The sequence below is a fragment of the Extensimonas vulgaris genome (assembly GCF_003337425.1).
GTDB lineage: Bacteria > Pseudomonadota > Gammaproteobacteria > Burkholderiales > Burkholderiaceae_C > Extensimonas > Extensimonas vulgaris.
In genome coordinates, this window is the sequence record NZ_QPJU01000001.1 from 101,371 (window position 1) to 121,972 (window position 20,602).

At 61.0% G+C, this 20,602-nt stretch carries 21 protein-coding genes and 1 tRNA gene; 8 read left to right on the top strand and 14 right to left on the bottom strand.

Going from position 1 to position 20,602, the window contains the following annotated elements:
* Positions 1-114: 114 nt before the first annotated feature.
* From DFR45_RS00410 to argA, 3 genes are read left to right on the top strand one after another with little or no spacing between them, the layout of a single operon-like run.
* On the top strand, positions 115-441 hold the full coding sequence (locus DFR45_RS00410) for a DUF6364 family protein (protein WP_114481745.1): 327 nt from the start codon (positions 115-117) through the stop codon (positions 439-441).
* A complete protein-coding gene (locus DFR45_RS00415) occupies positions 438-851 on the top strand; it encodes a PIN domain-containing protein (RefSeq protein ID WP_158636973.1) in 414 nt (137 codons plus the stop codon). The genes DFR45_RS00410 and DFR45_RS00415 overlap by 4 nt, the downstream gene beginning before the upstream one ends.
* Before the next feature lie 31 nt (positions 852-882).
* Entirely contained in the window at positions 883-2,229 is a 1,347-nt protein-coding gene (argA, locus tag DFR45_RS00420; protein WP_114481747.1) for an amino-acid N-acetyltransferase, read from the top strand.
* A gap of 23 nt (positions 2,230-2,252) precedes the next feature.
* On the opposite strand, the gene DFR45_RS00425 is transcribed toward argA, so the two are convergent.
* The 5 genes from DFR45_RS00425 to DFR45_RS00445 are packed head-to-tail and all read right to left on the bottom strand — an operon-like array spanning position 2,253 to position 6,817.
* Positions 2,253-2,771 carry a disulfide bond formation protein B gene (locus DFR45_RS00425; protein ID WP_114481748.1) on the bottom strand — a complete coding sequence of 173 codons (519 nt, stop codon included), beginning with the start codon at positions 2,769-2,771 and terminating at the stop codon, positions 2,253-2,255.
* Positions 2,772-2,815: 44 nt separating this feature from the next.
* Positions 2,816-3,952, bottom strand: a complete 1,137-nt coding sequence (locus tag DFR45_RS00430) for a sulfate/molybdate ABC transporter ATP-binding protein (RefSeq protein WP_114481749.1) — start codon at positions 3,950-3,952, stop codon at positions 2,816-2,818.
* 7 nt (positions 3,953-3,959) lie between these two features.
* A complete protein-coding gene (gene cysW, locus DFR45_RS00435) occupies positions 3,960-4,859 on the bottom strand; it encodes a sulfate ABC transporter permease subunit CysW (protein ID WP_114482161.1) in 900 nt (299 codons plus the stop codon).
* A gap of 2 nt (positions 4,860-4,861) precedes the next feature.
* On the bottom strand, positions 4,862-5,776 hold the full coding sequence (cysT, locus tag DFR45_RS00440) for a sulfate ABC transporter permease subunit CysT (RefSeq protein WP_114481750.1): 915 nt from the start codon (positions 5,774-5,776) through the stop codon (positions 4,862-4,864).
* 27 nt (positions 5,777-5,803) lie between these two features.
* The gene (locus DFR45_RS00445; protein WP_114481751.1) at positions 5,804-6,817 is read right to left on the bottom strand and encodes a sulfate ABC transporter substrate-binding protein; all 1,014 of its coding nucleotides are present in this window, start codon (positions 6,815-6,817) and stop codon (positions 5,804-5,806) included.
* A gap of 224 nt (positions 6,818-7,041) precedes the next feature.
* On the opposite strand from DFR45_RS00445, the gene DFR45_RS00450 reads away from it, so the two are divergent.
* Complete coding sequence (locus tag DFR45_RS00450; protein WP_114481752.1) at positions 7,042-8,754, top strand: long-chain fatty acid--CoA ligase; 1,713 nt, start codon at positions 7,042-7,044, stop codon at positions 8,752-8,754.
* 34 nt (positions 8,755-8,788) lie between these two features.
* On the top strand, positions 8,789-10,492 hold the full coding sequence (locus DFR45_RS00455) for a long-chain fatty acid--CoA ligase (RefSeq protein WP_114481753.1): 1,704 nt from the start codon (positions 8,789-8,791) through the stop codon (positions 10,490-10,492).
* 162 nt (positions 10,493-10,654) lie between these two features.
* Here the strand turns inward: DFR45_RS00455 and DFR45_RS00460 are convergent, their stop codons facing one another.
* Positions 10,655-11,815, bottom strand: a complete 1,161-nt coding sequence (locus tag DFR45_RS00460; RefSeq protein WP_114481754.1) for a porin — start codon at positions 11,813-11,815, stop codon at positions 10,655-10,657.
* A 280-nt stretch (positions 11,816-12,095) separates the two neighbouring features.
* On the opposite strand from DFR45_RS00460, the gene DFR45_RS00465 reads away from it, so the two are divergent.
* Complete coding sequence (locus DFR45_RS00465) at positions 12,096-13,100, top strand: pseudouridine synthase (protein WP_241659330.1); 1,005 nt, start codon at positions 12,096-12,098, stop codon at positions 13,098-13,100.
* Positions 13,101-13,389: 289 nt separating this feature from the next.
* Positions 13,390-13,479, top strand: a tRNA-Ser gene (locus tag DFR45_RS00470).
* Positions 13,480-13,680: 201 nt separating this feature from the next.
* Here the strand turns inward: DFR45_RS00470 and DFR45_RS00475 are convergent.
* Both DFR45_RS00475 and hemN read right to left on the bottom strand, forming a co-directional pair.
* A complete protein-coding gene (locus DFR45_RS00475; RefSeq protein ID WP_114481756.1) occupies positions 13,681-14,424 on the bottom strand; it encodes a sulfite exporter TauE/SafE family protein in 744 nt (247 codons plus the stop codon).
* Between the two features lie 32 nt (positions 14,425-14,456).
* Positions 14,457-15,836 carry an oxygen-independent coproporphyrinogen III oxidase gene (gene hemN / locus DFR45_RS00480; protein ID WP_114481757.1) on the bottom strand — a complete coding sequence of 460 codons (1,380 nt, stop codon included), beginning with the start codon at positions 15,834-15,836 and terminating at the stop codon, positions 14,457-14,459.
* Positions 15,837-15,969: 133 nt separating this feature from the next.
* Between hemN and fnr the strand changes: the two genes are divergently transcribed.
* The gene (fnr, locus tag DFR45_RS00485; RefSeq protein WP_114481758.1) at positions 15,970-16,692 is read left to right on the top strand and encodes a fumarate/nitrate reduction transcriptional regulator Fnr; all 723 of its coding nucleotides are present in this window, start codon (positions 15,970-15,972) and stop codon (positions 16,690-16,692) included.
* 16 nt (positions 16,693-16,708) lie between these two features.
* Here the strand turns inward: fnr and DFR45_RS00490 are convergent, their stop codons facing one another.
* The 6 genes from DFR45_RS00490 to ccoO form a co-directional block, all read right to left on the bottom strand.
* Positions 16,709-17,002, bottom strand: a complete 294-nt coding sequence (locus tag DFR45_RS00490) for a hypothetical protein (protein ID WP_114481759.1) — start codon at positions 17,000-17,002, stop codon at positions 16,709-16,711.
* A 30-nt stretch (positions 17,003-17,032) separates the two neighbouring features.
* Positions 17,033-17,305, bottom strand: coding sequence for a FixH family protein (locus DFR45_RS00495; protein ID WP_114481760.1), 273 nt, complete (start codon positions 17,303-17,305; stop codon positions 17,033-17,035).
* Between the two features lie 29 nt (positions 17,306-17,334).
* The gene (gene ccoG / locus DFR45_RS00500) at positions 17,335-18,780 is read right to left on the bottom strand and encodes a cytochrome c oxidase accessory protein CcoG (RefSeq protein WP_114481761.1); all 1,446 of its coding nucleotides are present in this window, start codon (positions 18,778-18,780) and stop codon (positions 17,335-17,337) included.
* Positions 18,781-18,885: 105 nt separating this feature from the next.
* Positions 18,886-19,803 carry a cytochrome-c oxidase, cbb3-type subunit III gene (ccoP, locus tag DFR45_RS00505; RefSeq protein WP_114481762.1) on the bottom strand — a complete coding sequence of 306 codons (918 nt, stop codon included), beginning with the start codon at positions 19,801-19,803 and terminating at the stop codon, positions 18,886-18,888.
* 24 nt (positions 19,804-19,827) lie between these two features.
* The gene (locus tag DFR45_RS00510; protein WP_114481763.1) at positions 19,828-19,965 is read right to left on the bottom strand and encodes a cbb3-type cytochrome oxidase subunit 3; all 138 of its coding nucleotides are present in this window, start codon (positions 19,963-19,965) and stop codon (positions 19,828-19,830) included.
* A gap of 9 nt (positions 19,966-19,974) precedes the next feature.
* On the bottom strand, positions 19,975-20,601 hold the full coding sequence (gene ccoO, locus DFR45_RS00515) for a cytochrome-c oxidase, cbb3-type subunit II (protein ID WP_114481764.1): 627 nt from the start codon (positions 20,599-20,601) through the stop codon (positions 19,975-19,977).
* Position 20,602 lies beyond the last annotated feature (1 nt).

Sequence of the window (20,602 nt, forward strand, 5' to 3'; positions counted from 1 at the left end):
CGGCTGGCGCTGGGGGAGGATGGAGAGTGCACGGGCGCGATTATACGAACAGCATACAGATTCACGTGCTACACTGCTTCACGTGTTCATGTGCTTTGTGCGGGGCTGACGACCATGGCCAACCTGACCATCTCTTTGGAAGAATCCATCATCAAAATGGCCCGCGTGCGCGCCATCCAAGAGGGCACCTCGGTGAGCGCCAAGGTGCGCGAATTCCTCGCCGAGTACGCGCTGGGCAACGACCGGCAAAGCGCCGCGGCGACGGCCTTCATCGAAGCAGCACGGCGCAGCCAAGCCAACAGCGAAGGCGTGCGCTGGACACGCGCAGACGCGCACGAACGGCTTGATGCCGATACCGCCACATCCGCCAACACAGCTTCGGCCACATCTTTGGTAACACCCGACACCGCCAACGCATCCAGCGCCGCGGTGACACCGTGATCTGTTTCATAGACACCAACGTACTCGTCTATGCCGTGGACGCGAGCGACCGCTTGCGCCAGGAGACTGCGCTTGCGCGCATCGCGCAGGCCAGCGCGCGCGACACGGTCGTGCTCAGCACGCAAGTGCTGCAGGAGTTCTACCAGATCACCACGCGCAAGCTGCGCCCGCCCCTGCCCGCTACCGAAGCCTTGCAACAGCTCGAGCGCCTGAGCGCTTTTTACGTCATGGGCAGCACGGCGCAAAGCGTGCTCGCGGCCGCGCAACTCGCCGAGCGCTACCAGCTGCAATGGTGGGACGCGCTGATCCTCGAATCCGCGCTACGCGCCAATGCCGACCTGCTGCTGACCGAGGACGGCCAGCACGGACAGCGCTTTGGCAAGCTCGTGGTGGAAAATCCTTTCCTCTGACCCTCTGACGCCACCCACCTTCGCCGCGCCCATGTCCGCCGTCTTCAACTTCACCTTCGTGCCCTGGTTTCGCTCGGTCGCGCCCTACATCCACAAGTTTCGCCACCAGACCTTCGTGATCGGGCTCACGGGCGAGGCCATTGCCGCGGGCAAGCTGCAAAGCATCGTGCAGGACTTGGCGCTGATCCAGGCCATGGGCGTGAAGATCGTGCTCGTGCACGGTTTTCGCCCGCAGGTCAACGAGCAGCTGCGCGCCAAGGGGCACGCAGCCAAGTATTCGCACGGCATACGCATCACCGACTCGGTGGCGCTCGACTGCGCGCAAGAAGCTGCGGGCCAGCTGCGCTACGAGATCGAGGCCGCGTTCAGCCAGGGCCTGCCCAACACGCCCATGGCGGGTGCGACGGTGCGCGTGCTCTCGGGCAACTTCATCACGGCGCGGCCCGTGGGCATCGTCGATGGCGTGGACTTCCAACACTCGGGCGTGGTGCGCAAGGTCGATGTGGCGGGCATCACGCGCACGCTGGACATGGGCGCGCTGGTGCTGCTGTCGCCGTTTGGCTTTTCGCCCACGGGCGAGGCCTTCAACCTGGCGATGGAAGAGGTGGCCACCAGCGTGGCCGTCGCGCTACAGGCCGACAAGCTGATCTTCATCACCGAAATCCCCGGCATCCGCGTGCACCCCGAAGCACCTGCGAGCGACGACAACCCCATAGACACCGAGCTGTCGCTGGCCGACGCCGAGGCGCTGCTCGCACGCCTGCCGCCGCCCCAGCAGCCCACCGACATAGGCTTTTATCTGCAGCACTGCGTCAAGGCCTGCAAGGGCGGCGTGGCGCGCAGCCACATCATCCCGTTTGCCGTCGATGGCTCGCTGCTACTCGAAATTTACGTACACGACGGCATAGGCACCATGGTGGTCGATGAAAAGCTCGAAGCGCTGCGCGAGGCCACGCCCGACGACGTGGGCGGCATCCTGCAGCTGATCGAGCCGTTCGAAAAAGACGGCACCCTGGTCAAGCGCAGCCGCACCGAGATCGAGCGCGACATAGACCACTACACCATCATCGAGCACGACGGCGTGATCTTCGGCTGCGCCGCGCTCTACCCCTACCCCGAGGCCAAAACGGGCGAGATGGCCGCGCTCACCGTCTCACCGCAAAGCCAGGGCCAGGGCGACGGCGAAAAGCTGCTCAAACGCATAGAGCAGCGCGCCCGCGCCATGGGGCTGCAGAGCATCTTCGTGCTCACTACGCGCACCATGCACTGGTTTTTGAAGCGCGGCTTCCAGCCCGTGGACCCGGACTGGCTGCCCGAGGCGCGCAAGCGCAAATACAACTGGGACCGGCGCAGCCAGGTGCTCGTGAAAAAGCTCTGAACCCGCAAAAGACCCGCTGCCGATCAGCGGCGTCCCACGCGCCAATGCCCCACGCGCACGAGCACGGCGAGCAAAGCCAAACCCAGCCCGACGAAGCCCACGAAGGCCCAGTTCGCGAGCGAGCCGCCAAGAAAAGTCCAATCAACCGCCGTGCAGTCGCCCGAGCCGCGGAAGATCATGGGCAGGGCGCGGCTCAGCGGGTAGTTTTCGATCATGCCGTAGAAGTCGCGCCCGCAGCTCACGACTTCGGGCGGGTACCACTGCAGCCAGCTCTGACGCGCCGCCACGAAAGCCCCGACACCCGCCGCGAGCAGGCCCAGTGCGGCCCATACAAATATCCAGCCTTTTTGGCCTCTAGCGCTTGCTACACCTGCGCTAACAGCTACCAATATCAAAGCATAGCGCTGCACGATGCACATCGGGCAGGGCGTGAGCCCCACGCCGTATTGCAGGTACAGCCCAAAGCCCAGCATGGCCACACACACCGCCGCCAGCAGCGCGAGCACGCGGCGCGGCGCGGCGTCTATCCAGTTCCAAAACATATGCGTCCTTGTTGCGCGGGCCGCGGCTGACACCACGAAAGGAATCAAATCCCCGCGGCCTCGTCGAGAAACACCCGCGCGCGGCGCGGCGTGAGCACCAGCGTCTCGCCCGCGCGCAAGCCCATGTCGTGGAACTGCTGCGCGGGGATATGCGCCTCGATCACGCTTTGCGGCGGCGCACCAGGGGGCGTATTCTGCACTTCTTGGTGCCCGTCGCTGGGCACGAGTTCCAGCCGCGCGATCGGGCCGACGACGATGGCGCGTTCGAGCTGCGCCACGATGCCACGCGTGCGGCCCGCATCCGCTGGCTCGGCGCCGGGCGCGTAACGCTGCACGTCGAATTCGTGCGGACGCACGTAGGCGTAGGCCTTGGCATTGTCGGCTTGCGCGTGCTCTGGCACTTCGATCTGCATGCCCTGCAGCTGCGCGAGGCCCGCGTGTGCGCGGCCGTGGAACAGGTTCACGTCGCCCAAAAAGCCATACACAAAGGGGCTGGCCGGGTGTTCCCACACCTGCTGCGGCGAGCCGCTTTGCTCGATACGGCCACGGTGGATGACCACCACACGGTCGGCTACTTCGAGCGCCTCCTCCTGGTCGTGCGTGACGAAGATGCTGGTCACATGCAGCTCGTCGTGCAGGCGGCGCAGCCAGCGGCGCAGCTCCTTGCGCACCTTGGCATCGAGCGCGCCAAAGGGTTCGTCGAGCAGCAGCACCTGCGGCTCCACGGCCAGCGCGCGCGCCAGGGCAATGCGCTGGCGCTGCCCGCCCGAGAGCTGCGCGGGGTGCCGGTCGGCGAGCCAGTCGAGCTGCACGAGCCGCAGCAAGTCCATGACTTTGGCGCGGATCTGCGCCTCGCTGGGGCGCTCGCGGCGCGGCTTCATGCGCAGGCCGAAGGCCACGTTCTCGAACACCGTCATGTGGCGAAACAGCGCGTAGTGCTGGAACACGAAGCCCACCTTGCGCTCGCGCACATGCACGTCGGTGCTGTCCTGCCCGGCAAAGGCAATGCTGCCCGCGTCGGGCGTCTCCAGCCCCGCGATGATGCGCAGCAGCGTGGTCTTGCCGCAGCCCGAGGGGCCGAGCAGCGCAATGAGTTCGCCCGAGGCGATGTCCAGACTCACGTCGCGCAGCGCCTGAAAGTCGCCGAAACGTTTGCTGATGTTGCGAATTTCGATGCTCATGGGAAATCTAAGTGTTGGGCCGCTCGGGCGGCAGGGCCGCCGCCTCGCGCAGCGCGCGTTCGTTGCGGTGCTCGGCCCAGGTCTTGATGACCAAGGTCACCAGGGCCAGCAGCGCGAGCAGCGAGGCCGCGGCAAATGCCGCCACCGACTGGTATTCGTTGTAGAGAATCTCCACGTGCAGCGGAATCGTGTTGGTCTGCCCGCGGATATGCCCTGACACCACCGACACCGCGCCAAACTCGCCCATGGCACGCGCGTTGCACAGAATCACGCCGTACAGCAGCCCCCAGCGGATGTTGGGCAGCGTCACGTGCCAAAAGGTCTGCCAGCCCGAGGCGCCGAGCACGATCGCGGCCTGCTCCTCATCGCTGCCCTGCGCCTGCATCAGCGGGATCAGCTCGCGCGCAATGAACGGAAAGGTCACGAACACCGTGGCCAGCACGATGCCCGGCACGGCAAAAACGACTTTGATGTCGTGCGCTGCGAGCCACGGCCCGAACCAGCCCTGCGCGCCGTAGAGCAGCACATAGGTCAGCCCCGCCACCACGGGCGAGACGGAAAACGGCAAGTCCACCAGGGTGGTCAAAAACGCCTTGCCGCGGAATTCGTACTTGGCAATGCACCAGGCCGCGGCCACGCCAAACACCAGGTTCAGCGGCACGGCGATGGCCGCGGTGAGCAGCGTCAGGCGTATCGCCGCCCAGGCGTCGGGCTCGCGCAGGCTCGCCAGGTAGGCGTTCAGGCCCTGGCGCAGCGCCTCGGTGAACACGGCGGCCAGCGGCAGCAGCAAAAACAGCAGCATGAAGCCGAGCGCGAGCGCCGTCAGCGCCCAGCGTACCCAGGGCACCTCGGTGGTGCCGCTTTGGGCGCGCGCCGCAGCGCGCGCGGAAACCACAGACGGATTCATGCCTACACCCCCGCCCGGCGGCGCTGCCATGCCTGCAGCGCGTTGATGAACAGCAGCAGCACGAACGAGATCAGCAGCATTACCACGGCCACCGCGGTCGCGCCGGCGTAGTCGTATTGCTCGAGCTTGCCGATGATGACGAGCGGCGTGATCTCGGACACCATGGGCATGTTGCCCGCAATGAAGATCACCGAACCATACTCGCCCACGGCACGCGCAAACGCCATGGCAAAGCCCGTGAGCAGCGCCGGCGCGATGGTGGGCAAGATCACTTTGCGAAACGTCTGCCAGCGCGACGCGCCCAGACACGCGGCGGCCTCTTCGAGCTCCTTTTCCATGTCTTGCAGCACCGGCTGCACCGTGCGCACCACGAAAGGCAGGCCGATGAAGATCAGCGCCACCACGATGCCCGCCGGCCGAAACGCGAGCACGATGCCCATCGGCTCCAGGTACTGCCCCACCCAACCATTGCCCGCAAGCAGCGCCGTGAGCGCGATGCCGGCGACGGCCGTGGGCAGCGCAAACGGCAAATCGACGAGCGCATCGACGATCTTCTTGCCCGGAAAGGCGTAGCGCACCAGCACCCAGGCGATCAGCAGGCCGAACACCAGGTTTACGAGCGCGGCGATCAGCGAGGCGCCAAAGGTCAGCCGGTACGAGGCGAGCACGCGCGGCGCGCTCACGGCGAGCCAGAACTGCTCCCAGCTCAGCGTGAAGGACTTGGCCACCAGCGCCGCGAGCGGCAGCAGCACGATCGCGCTCAAATAAAACAGCGTGTAGCCCAGCGTCAGGCCAAAGCCCGGCAGCACGCGCCAGGGCCGACGGCGCGCGGCGCGGGCTGGGGGCGTGGCGGGCAGCACCCCGGAGCGAGCTTCAGACCCAGCCTGGGGCGCCAGCGTGGAATGCGCAGCAAGCATGTGTAAACGCGATGCGTGCCAAGCGGCTCAGCGCGCGCCCGGCGTGTAGATCTTGTCGAACTGCCCACCGTCGTTGAAGTGCACTTTCTGCGCCTCCGTGAGGCTGCCGAAATACTTGGCCACGGTGAACTGGCGGATGGGCTTGAAGGTGGCCGCGTATTTTTTGAGCACGGCTTCCGAGCGCGGGCGGATCGCGTGCCTGGCCGCGACCTCTTGCGCCTCGTCCGAATACAGGTAGTCCAGATACGCCTTGGCCAGCGCCGCCGTACCCTTCTTGGCCACGGTGCGCTCGACCACCGCAACCGGGTTCTCGGCCACGATGCTGACCGACGGATACACCGCATCGACCTTGCCCGCGCCGAATTCGCGGTCGATGGACACCACCTCGGACTCGAACGTGATCAGCACGTCACCGATGTTGCGCTGCAAAAAGATCGCCGTCGCATCGCGCCCGCCCTTGGCGAGCACGGGCACGTTCTTGAACAGCTTGCCCACGAACTCGGCCGCCTGCGCCTCGCTGCCGCCCTTTTCGCGCACCGCGCCCCAGGCCGCGAGGTAGGCGTAGCGGCCATTACCACCCGTCTTGGGGTTGACCACGATCACCTGCACGCCGGGCTTGACGAGGTCTTCCCAGTCCTTGATGCCCTTGGGGTTGCCGTTGCGCACCAGAAACAGCATGGTCGAAGCCGTGGGCGCGGCGTTGTGCGGAAACCTTTGCGCCCAGTCCTTGGCGACGACGCCCTGGCTGGCCAGAAACTCCACGTCGGTGGTCGTGTTCATGGTCACCACGTCGGCCGCCAGCCCGTCGGCCACGGCGCGCGCCTGCGCGCTCGAGCCGCCGTGCGACTGGTCGATCTTCACGTCCTGGCCCGTGGTCTTTTTGTAATGCGCGACGAACGCAGCGTTGTAGTCCTTGTAAAACTCGCGCGCCACGTCGTAAGACACGTTGAGCAGACTTTGCTGCGCCCCCGCGAGCGTGCTGGCGGCCAGCGCTGCGCTGGCCAGAATGGTTTTGAGGGTTCTGAAACGAAGCGAAATCATGTCTGCGCTACCTGATGGAATCTGCGATCGGCGCATTGTCCGCAGCACCCGTTCAAACACAAACGAATATATTTTTGTTAATAAATCCCCAAAAAAGCATAAAGAGGATCGAAAAGGTCTCCAAAGTGACGCGACATCAGGGGCAACCCTGATGCCTGCCGCGTCCATGTCGGTCTAGCCTACCAAGTCAGATTCACCCCGTTCTTCATTCGGAGCCAACACCCATGACCAGCACCACCACTCTTCGCCCGCATCACAAACACTGGCCGCGCCGCCTGCCCCACGCCATCACGCCGCCCGCAACCTCGCTATGGGACAACCTCGCGGTCAGCGCGCGCCGCTACCCCGACAAAGCCGCGCTGATCTTCTTCGGCCGCCAGACCAGCTACCGCGAGCTGTGCGAGGGCACCGAACGCCTCGCGGCGTATCTCCATTCGATCGGCGTGCGCAAGGGCGACCGAGTGATCCTGCTCATGCAAAACTGCCCGCAGCTGGTGCTTGCGCACTTCGCCATCCTGCGCGCGAATGCCGTCGTCGTGCCCGTTAACCCCATGAACCTGGCCGACGAGCTGCAGCACTACATCCAGGACTCCGAAGCGCGCACGGCCATCGTGAGCGCCGAGCTCGCCAGCGAGCTCGCCAAGGCGAGCAATGGCCTCGCGCCCGCGCAGCGCCTGCAGCACATGCTCGTGACGCATTACACCGACGCCTTCGACGCGGGCGTCAGCGGCCCCGACGCGCCGCCCGCTGCCTGGGCGAGCTGGCTCACCGCGCAGCACCCGCTGCCTGCGCTCGAAGGCGGCAGCGTGCACGGCTGGGCGCAGGCGCTCGCGTGCAGCGCCGCGCCGCCCGCGCTCGAGGTCGGGCCCGACGACCTGTCCATGCTGCCTTACACCAGCGGCACCACGGGCCTGCCCAAAGGCTGCATGCACACCCACCGCAGCGTGATGCACAACGTCGAAGCCACCGGCCTGTGGGTCACCATGACGCCCGAAACCGTGTCGCTGGGCGTCGTACCCATGTTCCACATCACGGGCATGGTGGCACTTTTGCACGCTTCCATCTTCAGCAGCGTCACCGTCGTACTCCTGCCGCGCTGGGACCGCGACCTCGCCGGCCACCTGATTTCGCACTACGGTGTCACGCATTGGCTCAACATCCCGACCATGGTCATAGACCTGATGGCGAGCCCCCATCTCGATCGATACGACCTCTCCAGCCTGGTTTTCATCGGCGGCGGCGGCGCGGCCATGCCGCAAGCCGTGGCGCAGCGCCTGTTCGAAAAATTCCAGCTGCACTTTGCCGAAGGCTATGGCCTGACCGAAACCGCCGCGCCTTCGCACTTCAACCCGCCCGACGAGGCCAAACTGCAGTGCATGGGCATCCCTTGGCTCAGCACCGATTCACGCATCATCGACCCCGAAAATTTGCAGGAGCTGCCCATCGGCGAACAAGGCGAAATCATCATCCACGGCCCGCAGCTGTTCCACGGCTACTGGAAGCAGCCCGAGGCATCGGCGCAGGCTTTCGTGGAGCTCGAAGGCAAGCGGTTCTTTCGCACGGGCGACCTCGGGCGCATGGACGAGGACGGCTACTTCTTCATCACCGACCGCCTCAAGCGCATGATCAACGCCAGCGGCTTCAAGGTCTGGCCGTCGGAAGTCGAGATGCTCATGTTCCGCCACCCCGCGATCGCTGAAGCCTGCGTGATCGCCGCGCGCGACAGCTACCGCGGCGAAACCGTCAAGGCCGTGGTCGTGCTGCGCCAGGAATACCGCGGCAAGGTCGGCGCCGAAGACATCATCGCCTGGTGCCGCGAGCACATGGCCGCCTACAAGGTGCCACGCATCGTCGAATTCGTCGACGCCCTGCCCAAGAGCGGCAGCGGCAAGGTGATGTGGCGCCTGCTGCAGGAAGCAGAGCAAAACAAACCATGAAGACGAACCTCAACCGCGCAACGCATCACTGACCATGCAAACCACCCGCCCCCACTACAAATTCTGGCCGCGCCGCCTGCCCCACGCCATCACGCCGCCCGCAACCTCGCTGTGGGACAACCTCGCCGTCAGCGCGCGCCGCTACCCCGACAAGCCTGCGCTGATCTTCTTCGGCCGCCAGACCAGCTACCGCGAGCTGTGCGAGGGCACCGAACGCCTCGCGGCGTATCTCCATTCGATCGGGGTGCGCAAGGGCGACCGGGTGATCCTGCTCATGCAAAACTGCCCGCAGCTGGTGCTTGCGCACTTCGCCATCCTGCGCGCAAATGCCGTCGTCGTGCCCATCAACCCCATGAACCTGGCCGACGAGCTGCAGCACTACATCCAGGACTCCGAAGCGCGCACGGCCATCGTGAGCGCCGAACTCGCCGCCGAGCTCGCCAAGGCGAGCAATGGCCTCGCGCCCGCGCAGCGCCTGCAGCACCTGCTCGTGACGCATTACACCGACGCCTTCGACGCAGACATCACCGGCCCCGACGCGCCGCCCGCTGCCTGGGCCGGCTGGCTCACCGCGCAGCACCCGCTGCCGGCGCTCGAAGGCGGCAGCGTGCACGGCTGGGCGCAGGCGCTCGCCTGCAGCGCCGCGCCACCCGCGCTCGAGGTCGGGCCCGACGACCTCGCCGTGCTGCCCTACACCAGCGGCACCACGGGCATGCCCAAAGGCTGCATGCACCCGCACCGCACCCTCATGCACAACGCCGTGGCCGGCAGCTTCTGGGGCACGAGCACGCCCGAGAACATCACCCTCGCGGTCGTGCCCATGTTCCACATCACGGGCATGGTGAGCATGATGCATTCGTCCATCTACAGCAGCGCCACACTCGTGGTCATGCCGCGCTGGGAGCGCGACCTCGCGGGGCGTTTGATTTCGCGCTGGCGCGTGACCAGTTGGACCAACATCCCCACCATGGTCATAGACCTGCTCGCAAGCCCGAACTTTGCGCAATACGATCTTTCGAGCCTGCTCTACATCGGCGGCGGTGGCGCCGCCATGCCCCAAGCCGTGGCCCAGCGCCTGCTGGACCAGTATGGATTGCGTTATTCCGAAGGCTACGGCCTCACCGAAACCGCCGCGCCCTCGCACTCGAACCCGCCCGACCATCCCAAGCAGCAATGCCTGGGCATTCCGTTCATGAGCACGGATGCGCGCATCGTGGACCCGGAAAGCTTGCAGGAGCTGCCTGTAGGCGAATCCGGCGAGATCATCGTCCACGGCCCGCAGGTCTTCAGCGGCTATTGGAAGCAGCCCGAGGCCACTGAAAGAGCCTTCATCGAGTTCGAAGGCAAACGATTCTTTCGCACCGGCGACCTCGGGCGCATGGACGAGGACGGCTACTTCTTCATCACCGACCGCCTCAAGCGCATGATCAACGCCAGCGGCTTCAAGGTCTGGCCCGCTGAGGTCGAATTGCTCATGTTCCGCCACCCCGCAATCGCCGAAGCCTGCGTGATCGCCGCACGCGACAGCTACCGCGGCGAAACCGTCAAGGCCGTGGTCGTGCTGCGCCAGGAGTACCGCGGCAAAGTCAGCGCCGAAGACATCATCGCCTGGTGCCGCGAACACATGGCCGCCTACAAGGTGCCGCGCATCGTCGAATTCGTCGACGCACTTCCCAAGAGCGGCAGCGGCAAGGTGATGTGGCGCCTGCTGCAAGAAAAAGAGCGGCAAGCGTCGTAAAAATCAGGCCGGATACGTTTCAAGCCCCACCGAGCGCGACCGCGGCGCAGGCAAGCTCGGTGGATTTTCCCATCCCACGCCACCCCCAACAAAAAGCCAGCGCCCGGGCTGCCCCGGAAGCGCTGGCAAGGAGTTGTTCGCAGTAAAAAAGAGCGCCGTCGCTTAGAAGCGGTGCACCATACCTACGACGAAGCCGTTGATGCTGTCACCCTTCACAGCTTGCTGACCGCCCTGGCTGCCGCCCCACAAAGGCTGGATCGGAGCGATGCCATTGTCTGCATGGCCGAAAGTGGAGAACAGATAAGTGCGCTTGGACAGGCTGTAGTGGGCCGTGATGACCGCGTACTTGCTCTTTTTCTTGTAAGGCGTGCCAGCCACCGCGTCGTCGCTGGCATTGATTTCGCTGTATTGCAGGCCCACACGAAGCTCAGGTGTGAAGGCATAGTTGCCGCCGATCAGCCAAGCCTTGGAATCGAGCCAGCCATAGGGAATCTTGTTTTTGTTGCTGACTTTGTCATACAGAAAAGCCAGACGGTATTTACCCACGTCATAGGAACCCGTCAGGATCCAGTAATGAACGTCGTCGTTCGCGTGGTTGCCCAAAGCGCCCAGAGTGGGATCATTGACGCCATTGTTTTTGGTGTAGCTCAGCGCCACTTTGAACGGGGCGTAGGTATAGTTGACAACACCACCTATCCCGCGCCCGGCCGAAGAATCACCCGGCTGTTCGCCGAGGATGTACTGCACGCCCACATCGAAACCCGCGAAACTCGGGCTCGTGTAGCGGATCATGTTGCTGTTCCAGAAATCGTTGCCGATCCCCTGTGCCACCATGAGGTTGGCAGTGCTCGAGTTGATCGCGACGTCGGGCATGCCCGTGCCGTTGACGAGCTGCGCCAGGATGTGCGTGGTGTAGTCGCGGCCAAGGCGCAGCGAGCCCCAGCTGTTGCTCTTGAGGCCCACCCAGGAGCCCCGGCGCCAGAGCACGTTGGCAATCGGTGTTTGCGCACCTGTGGCGGCGCCACCCGTGGCACCGCCGCTTTTCGGATCGAGCCCGGCTTCGAGGCCGAACTGCGCGGCCAGGCCGCCACCCAGGTCTTCGGAACCCGTGATACCCCAGATCGAAGAGCTGTTGGTGTCGGTGTTCATCTTCGTGAGGCGCTTGTCCACGGTGGCCGAACGCGAGAACGTGCTCACGCCCACGTCGAGCACGCCGTACATGCGGACGTTGGATGCAGCCGACTGCGCCTGCGCACCCACGGCGCTTGCCGCCAAGACGGCTGCCATCAGAGCGCTGCGCTGGAATTTTTGGGTATGTTTCATTGATGTCTCCTGCCTTTCTGAGAGAGAACGCTGCTTGGAAAAAACCTATGGATGAACAATCATTGACCGCGCCACTTGCTCTGGGAGGAGACCAGGTCAGGCTTAGCGATGCAGACCTTGTGGGCCACTGCAACACGCCCGATCCCGGAGAGCGCAGGCAAAAATTGACACCGCGAAGATAGGCGATCCTCCAACCCAGGCATGCTGGGGCAATCCCTAGGTCGGCAGAAGATTTGTCACAAAAACAACACATGCACAGGCTTCCTACAATCTCCGCCCCATGTCCCGCCAACGCCCTCCTGCCCCTTTGCCCATGCGTGCGGGCGTGAGTCCAAGTTGCTTGGCGCTGCCTTCACGCGGCAGTGGCACCATGCTGGACCACCTGGCCGAGCGCCTGCCCGCGCTCAGCCGCGCCGCGTGGCAGCAGCGCATGGAGGCCGGTGAAGTGGTCGATGAACGCGGTGCAACGGTTACGCCGGAGCGGCCTTTCGAGCCCGGCTTGCGCATTTTTTATTACCGCCACCTGGAGTCGGAGCCGGAGATTCCATTTACCGAAGAGGTGCTCTACCAGGACGCGCATTTGCTCATCGCGGACAAGCCGCATTTCATGCCCGTGACGCCGGGCGGGCGCTATGTGCAGCACAGCCTGCTGGTGCGCCTCAAACGCCGGCTCGGCTTGGCAGAGCTTTCGCCGCTGCACCGCATAGACCGCGACACCGCCGGCTTGGTGTTGTTTTCAGTGCAGCAGCGCACGCGCGGGGTGTACCAGGCGCTGTTTCGCGAGCGGCGCATCACCAAGCAGTACGAGGCCGTGGCTGGCTGGCGTGCGGACCTGGCCTTCCCGCGCGAGCACCACAGCCGCCTCGAGGAAAGCCCGCAATTCTTTCGCATGCACGAGGTGCCGGGCGCGCCCAACAGCTGCACGCGCATGGAGTTGCTCGAAGTGGCGGGCCGCTGGGCACGCTACCGGCTCGAGCCCGTGACCGGCAAACGCCACCAGCTGCGCGTGCACATGGCCGCGCTGGGCCTGCCGCTGCGCCACGATGCGTTCTACCCCGAGGTCAACGACCCGCCCGAGGGAGACTTTTCGCGCCCGCTGCAACTGCTCGCACGCACCTTGCACTTTACCGACCCATTGTCAGGCGCACCACGGCACTTCGAGAGCCGCCGCAAGTTGCTTGCACTCGACCCGCCGCCCTTTGAACCCAGATGGTTCGTGAGGACGCGGGATGGTGGCGAGGCGGCTGGCGTGGCAGTTTGGTCGCGGGTGAGAAGTCCATGGTGAGTGCCATGGACGCCGAAACCGCGGCCAAAATGACCGGCAGCCGTCCGCCAACGCCCACGTAGGTGCGCAGCACCGCCTAATGGACAATCTGGGTTGAAATCTCGGCCCTGCACAGACTCCTCTAGAATCACCCTCTCCGGAAGACTTCGGCAGGCGAGTGATTTCATTGAAAAACTTATGTTCCGCCGGTGCTTCAGAAAAAAATTGGAGTAAAAACAACGTGTTAGCGTGTTCGCATTGGCGCTGCAGCTTGCGCCGTTTAGCGGATTCCTAGCACATCACAGAACACGGTGGGTTGGCCGAGCGGTTGAAGGCACTAGTCTTGAAAACTAGCAAGGGGGTGACCCCTTCCAGGGTTCGAATCCCTGACCCACCGCCACTCATTGCGCAGCCCTGTAGCGCGAAGCAAGTGAAGAAGCAATGGCATGATCCCAGATTGTCCATTAGGCGGCCCTACGCGGGCGCTGGCGGACGGCTGCCGGTCATTTTCGCCGCCAGCCGCCTCGCCATCATCCCGCGTCCTAATGGACCATCTGGGATGATGTCAAAGCAGCTTCACTGCTCTGCGCCATCCAGACTCTCACGCACACCACGGCGAGGTCTTGGCGACGACATCCATCCACAGTGCCCAGCCGGCCATGGCACAGAGCAAGAGCCCGGCAAGCCGTGTCCCCCAATCGGCCCGCGTGGCATTGAGGCGCGAGCGCAATTGCCCCCAGATCCAAGGGCCGACCAGCAACCAGATGCCGCTGCCAATGCCGAACAGTGCCATGGCCCATGCGCCTTGCCATACCCCACCGCTCAAGGCCGCGACCAGCAGGGCGGAATACAACAAGCTGCAAGGCATTAGCGCCCACAAAACCCCGACCACGCCTAGCCCCATGGGTGCTGCCGTCCATGCTTGCATGCGACGCCACACCGCACGGCCAGCGCGCTCCACCCAGGCCGGCTGGCGCGCTTGCAGCACCATCGCCAAGCCCCATGCCAGCACGGCCACGTGCATCAAAGTCCATACAGGCCGCAAGGCAGCCGTTTGCTGCGTCATCCAGGCCAAGCCATCCATGGCCAATGCAGCCAAGGCCCCTGCCAGTGCGTAACCTGCGAGCCGCCCGGCGTGAAAGGCCGTGAGCCGCTGAACCCCGCCGACATTGGCCCACAGCCGCCCCGCTGCTGCTGCGCTTGGCTCCACAGCGTCCCTTCTCACAACGGCTACCGTCGAAGCCCCTTGCACCAACGCTGCACAGGGCGCCGCACACATGACAAGACAATGCGGCCCGCCGACCAAGCCCATGAACAGCGCTGTTAATGAAAAAGTGAGCAGCATGCGCTGATAGCACGGCCATCAAGGCCGACTTTTCAAATGATGCGCGAAAAACGCGCCCTGTTGCGATCGGCCTGCAGATAGCGATCAAACACCATCGCGATGCCGCGCACGAAAAACCATCCCATGGAAGTCACCCGAATGCCTTCGGATCCGAGTGCAACCAAACCATGCGCAGCCAACCCCTCCAACTGCTCCAGTTCTTGAGCGAAGTATTGGCGAAAATCAATCAGCCAAGCCTGCTCTATGGGTTCGAACAAAAGCTCGCCCTGGCACATCAGCGCCATGATGACAGCCCTGCGCACAAGGTCGTCGCGCGACAAAGCCAAGCCACGCACCACCGGCAGGCGACCGCGATCCAAAAAATCGTAATACTCTTCCAAGGTCTTGGCGTTCTGGCTGTAGGTGGCGCCAATCCGGCCAATGCCAGAAACGCCAAGGCCGATCAGGTCGCAATCGGGCTGCGTACTGTAGCCCTGAAAATTCCGATGCAAGCGCCCTTGCCGCTTGGCAACGGCCAGCGCGTCCGTGGGTAAAGCAAAATGGTCCATGCCCACGTACACATAACCGGCCGCCATCAAGGCTTCCAACGAGCGTGACAACATCGACAGCTTGGCCTCGGCCCCTGGCAACTCCTCTGCATGGATGCGCCGCTGGGGCTTGAACCGGTCCGGCAGATGCGCATAGGCGTACAGCGCAATGCGGTCGGGCCGCAGCTGCTCAACGAGCGCCAAGGTTTGATCAAAAGACTCCGGCGTCTGTCGTGGCAAGCCATAGATCAAGTCCACGTTGACGGATTCGAATCCCAAGGTTCGCGCGGTCTCCACGAGCGCGAACACCTGCTCGGCCGGCTGGATGCGATGCACCGCCTTTTGCACCTTGGGATCAAAGTCCTGTACGCCGAAGCTCAACCGGTTGAAGCCGAGTTCTGCGAGCAGCGCCAGCCGCCCCGCATCCACCGTGCGCGGATCGACTTCGATGGAATATTCGCCACCCGCGGCCAACGCAAAATTGCGCTGAAGCATGACCATCAGCCTGCGCAAGCCTTCATCAGAAAGAAAAGTTGGCGTCCCTCCACCCAAATGCAGCTGGCTGACCTGTTGACCAGCGCCAAGTTGCGCCACATGCAAGTCGATTTCTTTACCCAAATAGTCCAGGTACAGCTCGGCACGTTCGTGATGCTTGGTGATGATCTTGTTGCACGCGCAGTAGTAGCACAGCGACTCACAAAATGGGATGTGCACGTAGATCGACAAAGGCAAAGCCGTAGCACCGCACAGACGGCGCTGGGTCAGCGCCAGCACGTAATCCCTGTCGCGAAAAGCTTCGACGAAGCGATCAGCGGTAGGATACGAGGTGTAGCGGGGCCCTGGCACGTCGAACCGGCGCAGGAGCTCAGGCGAGACAACAGTCATATCGATGAATCCTTGCGAATTTTGCAACTGTGCCTTAGGCTTGCAAGCAACTTATTGACTTGAGTCAAGCCACCAGTCATGTCGGCAAGCACTCCTTCGTGCGCGCAACCACCGTACCCTTACCTCAAAAGCCATGAACCCTCAAACCTTCAAAGTTGCCTGTTCCAATTGCAATTTGCGCGAACTGTGCATGCCCGTAGGGCTGAGTGACGAACAACTGCAACGCATAGACGAGGCTGTTGCCGTGCGGCGCAAGGTCAAGCGCGGCGGCACCTTGTTTCGCAATGGCGAGGCATTCACCTCTCTGTACGCGATTCGCACCGGCTTTTTCAAGACTTGCATCACTACGGAAGACGGCCGCGATCAGGTCACCGGCTTCCAGATGGCCGGGGAAATCATCGGACTGGATGGCATTGTCAACGACCACCACAGCTGTGATGCAGTAGCGTTGGAAGACGCCGAGGTTTGCGTCATGCCGTTCGACCGCCTGGAAGAACTCTCTCGAGAAGTCACGGCATTGCAGCACCATGTGCACAAGATCATGAGCCGAGAAATCGTGCGTGAACATGGCGTCATGCTGTTGCTGGGGAGCATGCGTGCCGAAGAACGCCTCGCTGCATTTCTACTCAACCTGGTGCAGCGCTTGCACGCCCGCGGATTCTCCCAGTCAGAATTGGTGCTACGCATGACGCGGGAAGAAATAGGAAGCTACCTAGGTCTCAAACTCGAAACCGTAAGCCGCACCTTTTCGAAGTTCGTCGATGACAAAATCATTGAAGTCAAGCAACGCCATGTCCGTATCTTGAACACCGATGCATTGCGCAACATCGTCAACAACCAACACGCGTGTCACTGACCGTGCACGATCTCACTCAAGAACAAATGGATGATTTTTGACAGTCTGCCGGCCGCTCATCTGCCGGCACGGGGCAGCGATTCAATTCGAAAGGTGACATTGCCAACAGTGTCGTCAAGGCACTAGAGGCCATGTTGACAAACCAAAAGACAAAAAAAGCTATGGTGTAGATCGCCTCCCGCGAAAGCAAAATGGGGTGACCAAACCAATGCAACTCCTGGGGATCGACGAGTGCAAACACCAGCATCTCCAGCACCCCTGCCATGAGGAATGCCGGCCAGGCAATCCACATCAAACGTTGCGACCACATATATTGTCTCCTTCCATTTAGCACATTCTTTCAACGAGGCTGATCTTTGGTCGGCGTCAAAACATGGTTTCGCGCCTTCAGTGCAGGCGCCAAACTCCGACCAGAGTCGGCCAGAGACCGATTGATTTCAAGGCCATGCTGATAATAATCTTCATCTATCACAGGATCTGGATTATGAACAGCAAGCCATAGTGTGACAAAACCCGCGATAATGACGATTACCGGCCCAGCAATAAGCAACCACACATAACCAAATCGCCACCATGGCCTGGCATCAATTATTAACTTAGAACCCACCGGCATCAGATACCTCCAAAAATAAAATTAACCATTTAGCGGGGAACCAAAAATACTGATTTCTCAACGACTTTGGCTTTTTCATCGAGCGACTCGATGATGAACCGTATGGGGTGCGAACCCGGTTCCACTGCCGCATAGGGAATTTGAGCGCGTACCACGACCCACCGAGCTTCAGCAGGCCCCAGATCGACCTCATTCTCTGATGCTATCTCAATACCATCGATCCCTTCTACAGAAATACGATAATGATGCGCGCGCTCTGTGGCATTCATGATTTGCAAGCGATAGACATTCTCCAACTTACCACCAGCAACGATGCGTGACAGTGTGGCCCGATCCCGCACAACGTCTACCTTCATCGGGCTGCGCATCATCAAACTCGTCAACATCGCCACACAAAGCAATACCAGCAAAATGGTATATATGATGATGCGCGGCCTGAATACTCTGCGCAACATTTGCGCACGCGTCCAATGGTTACGCAAACCATTTTGCGTAACATATCGTATCAAGCCTTTTGGATAATGCATCTTCTCCATCACAGAGTCACATGCATCCACACATAAGCCGCAGCCTATACACTCATATTGCAATCCATTCCGGATATCAATGCCGGTAGGGCACACTTGAACACAAAGCGTACAGTCGATGCAATCTCCCAGTCCTTTTGCCTTGTGATCAATGTTTTTATTGCGCGGCCCACGGGGCTCGCCACGCTCTGCGTCATAACTGACGATCAACGTATCTTTATCGAACATTGCGCTTTGGAAACGCGCATAAGGGCACATGTATTTACATACCTGTTCCCGCATGAAGCCAGCATTCCCATAAGTCGCAAAACTATAAAATAACACCCAAAATATTTGCCAGCCCCCCTGAAACGCCAACAGTTCACCGCCCAACTGCCTTATGGGAACGAAATAGCCGACGAAGGTAAAGCCCGTCCAAAGCGCAACCCCAATCCAAAGAAATTGCTTTAGAAATTTCTTGCGGATTTTTTCAAAATTCCAAGGTGCTGCATCGAGCCGCAATCGAGCGGTACGATCTCCTTCCACCTTATGCTCTATCCACATGAAGATTTCTGTATATACCGTTTGCGGACAGGCAAAACCACACCAAAGCCGTCCAGCCACAGCCGTAAACAAAAACAGAGAAAGCGCAGAAATAATCAGCAGGCCCGTCAAGTAAATAAAGTCCTGCGGATACAAAACCAGCCCAAAAATATAAAAACGCCTTGCCCCCAAATCAAAAAGCACGAGCTGTCGCTCGCCCCACTGAAGCCAAGGCAAGCCATAGAACACGAGCTGCGTGATGATCACCATCGCCATCCGCCACCTGGAAAAAACACCAGAGATGGAGCGTGGATAAATCTTTTTATGTGCCTCATAAAAAGACACCAGCTCCTCAGATTCCGCAGAATCAGCAGGAGCTGGATTGATAGGGATGACCTTACGAGCCGACTGGTCAGAATGGTTCATGATTCAACGTACATTCTCATCCGCTGCAATATGGAATGATAAGCGCCGAACCCCTCTCTCCGCTGCAACATTGCAGGCGCAGGGATCAGTTCGGCAAATCTTATTTCATTTTCCAACACTCTTTGGGTTATGTGACAGTCCCCAAACATAGGCCGTCAAAACACGGATCTGGTCTTCCGTCAGCTTGTCTTTTTGTGCTGGCATCTGGTTCGTTTTGCCATTGTTGATCATCGCAATGATGGCATCTTCGCCATATCCATGCAACCAAATATCATCCGTCAAGTTCGGCGCGCCGATATCCTGATTGCCTTTACCGTCTGCGCCATGGCAGGCAGCGCAAACCGCAAATTTGGGCTTGCCCAAAGCCGCACGCACCGAGTCATGAGGACTGTTCGAAAGGCTGAGCACATAGTGAGCTACGTTGCGAACATCATCGGCAGTTCCTACAGCCGCAGCCATGGGAGGCATGATGCCAATGCGACCATTGGTAATGGTTTCCTGAATTTTTTCAGGGGTTCCACCATGCAACCAATCATTGTCCGTCAAATTCGGAAACCCCTTGCTGCCGCGCGCATCAGAACCGTGGCATTGCGCACAATTGTTCATAAACAAGCGATCTCCAATAGCCATCGCTTGTGGGTCTTTTGCCAAATCCTCGATCTTCATTGCACGAAAACGGGCATACAAAGGCTCCAATTCAGCCTTCGCTTTTGCCATCTCGGCCTCATATTGCTTTTGCTCTGTCCAGCCGAGTTTGCCGCCGAATTTTCCGAGACCTGGGTAGGCAACCAGATAAACAATACCGAACACCAAAGTAATCACGAACAACCACACCCACCACCGCGGCAATGGATTGTTCATTTCTGCCAGATTTTCATCCCAGACATGGCCAGTGGTGTTATCGCTGCTGGAAGCGACTTTTTTCCGCGCAGTCGTCCAAAGCAGCAAAAAACAGGCAACGATGCCGATGATGGTAATCCCCGCCACATAATGTGACCAAAAATCGCTTGTGAAATCGCTCATGGGATTCTCTCGATGTGATTTGTATTATTCCTGCTCGAAAGGCAGATGCGCAGCCTCTTCGAATGCAGCCCGATTACGCCCCAAATAGGCCCACACGCATATTCCAATAAATGTGACCATGGAAAAAACGGTGGTAACGACACGAAGAGTCGTAATATCCATATCCCCTCCTTACTTTATGGCCCGGCCCAAGCTTTGCAGATAGGCAACCAGCGCCTCAAGCTCCGTCTTGCCCTTGACTTCATCTGCAGCCGCATTGATTTGATCATCCGTATAAGGAACACCCACGGTACGAAGTGCGCGCATGTGCGGAGCCATGACCGAAGGATCCACCAGATTTTTAGCGAGCCATGGATAAGCGGGCATATTAGACTCGGGCACCACATCACGCGGATTATTCAAATGGATGCGATGCCATTCGTCACTGTACTTACCTCCCACGCGAGCCAGATCAGGCCCGGTGCGCTTGCTCCCCCACTGGAACGGATGGTCATATACAAACTCTCCCGCTACCGAATAGTGCCCATAGCGCAGGGTTTCAGCGCGAAAAGGACGAATCATTTGCGAGTGACAGTTGTAGCAGCCCTCACGCTGGTAAATATCGCGACCTGCCAATTGCAGGGCGGTATATGGCTCCACCCCTTTGACGGGCTCGGTGGTCGACTTTTGAAAAAACAGGGGGACGATTTCCACGAGACCACCAATCGCCACGACCAGCAAAATCAAAACAATCATTAAAAAATTGCTGGTTTCAACCTTTTCGTGCGTGAAACCAGAGGATGTATTTGCATTAGACATG

Coding starts and splice junctions, on each gene's coding strand:
- DFR45_RS00410 (WP_114481745.1), top strand. CDS start 115: ATGGCCAACCTGACCATCTCTTTGGAAGAATCCATCATCAAAATGGCC.
- argA (WP_114481747.1), top strand. CDS start 883: ATGTCCGCCGTCTTCAACTTCACCTTCGTGCCCTGGTTTCGCTCGGTC.
- DFR45_RS00425 (WP_114481748.1), bottom strand. CDS start 2,771: ATGTTTTGGAACTGGATAGACGCCGCGCCGCGCCGCGTGCTCGCGCTG.
- DFR45_RS00430 (WP_114481749.1), bottom strand. CDS start 3,952: ATGAGCATCGAAATTCGCAACATCAGCAAACGTTTCGGCGACTTTCAG.
- cysW (WP_114482161.1), bottom strand. CDS start 4,859: ATGAATCCGTCTGTGGTTTCCGCGCGCGCTGCGGCGCGCGCCCAAAGC.
- cysT (WP_114481750.1), bottom strand. CDS start 5,776: ATGCTTGCTGCGCATTCCACGCTGGCGCCCCAGGCTGGGTCTGAAGCT.
- DFR45_RS00445 (WP_114481751.1), bottom strand. CDS start 6,817: ATGATTTCGCTTCGTTTCAGAACCCTCAAAACCATTCTGGCCAGCGCA.
- DFR45_RS00450 (WP_114481752.1), top strand. CDS start 7,042: ATGACCAGCACCACCACTCTTCGCCCGCATCACAAACACTGGCCGCGC.
- DFR45_RS00455 (WP_114481753.1), top strand. CDS start 8,789: ATGCAAACCACCCGCCCCCACTACAAATTCTGGCCGCGCCGCCTGCCC.
- DFR45_RS00460 (WP_114481754.1), bottom strand. CDS start 11,815: ATGAAACATACCCAAAAATTCCAGCGCAGCGCTCTGATGGCAGCCGTC.
- DFR45_RS00465 (WP_241659330.1), top strand. CDS start 12,096: ATGTCCCGCCAACGCCCTCCTGCCCCTTTGCCCATGCGTGCGGGCGTG.
- DFR45_RS00475 (WP_114481756.1), bottom strand. CDS start 14,424: ATGCTGCTCACTTTTTCATTAACAGCGCTGTTCATGGGCTTGGTCGGC.
- hemN (WP_114481757.1), bottom strand. CDS start 15,836: ATGACTGTTGTCTCGCCTGAGCTCCTGCGCCGGTTCGACGTGCCAGGG.
- fnr (WP_114481758.1), top strand. CDS start 15,970: ATGAACCCTCAAACCTTCAAAGTTGCCTGTTCCAATTGCAATTTGCGC.
- DFR45_RS00490 (WP_114481759.1), bottom strand. CDS start 17,002: ATGTGGTCGCAACGTTTGATGTGGATTGCCTGGCCGGCATTCCTCATG.
- DFR45_RS00495 (WP_114481760.1), bottom strand. CDS start 17,305: ATGCCGGTGGGTTCTAAGTTAATAATTGATGCCAGGCCATGGTGGCGA.
- ccoG (WP_114481761.1), bottom strand. CDS start 18,780: ATGAACCATTCTGACCAGTCGGCTCGTAAGGTCATCCCTATCAATCCA.
- ccoP (WP_114481762.1), bottom strand. CDS start 19,803: ATGAGCGATTTCACAAGCGATTTTTGGTCACATTATGTGGCGGGGATT.
- DFR45_RS00510 (WP_114481763.1), bottom strand. CDS start 19,965: ATGGATATTACGACTCTTCGTGTCGTTACCACCGTTTTTTCCATGGTC.
- ccoO (WP_114481764.1), bottom strand. CDS start 20,601: ATGTCTAATGCAAATACATCCTCTGGTTTCACGCACGAAAAGGTTGAA.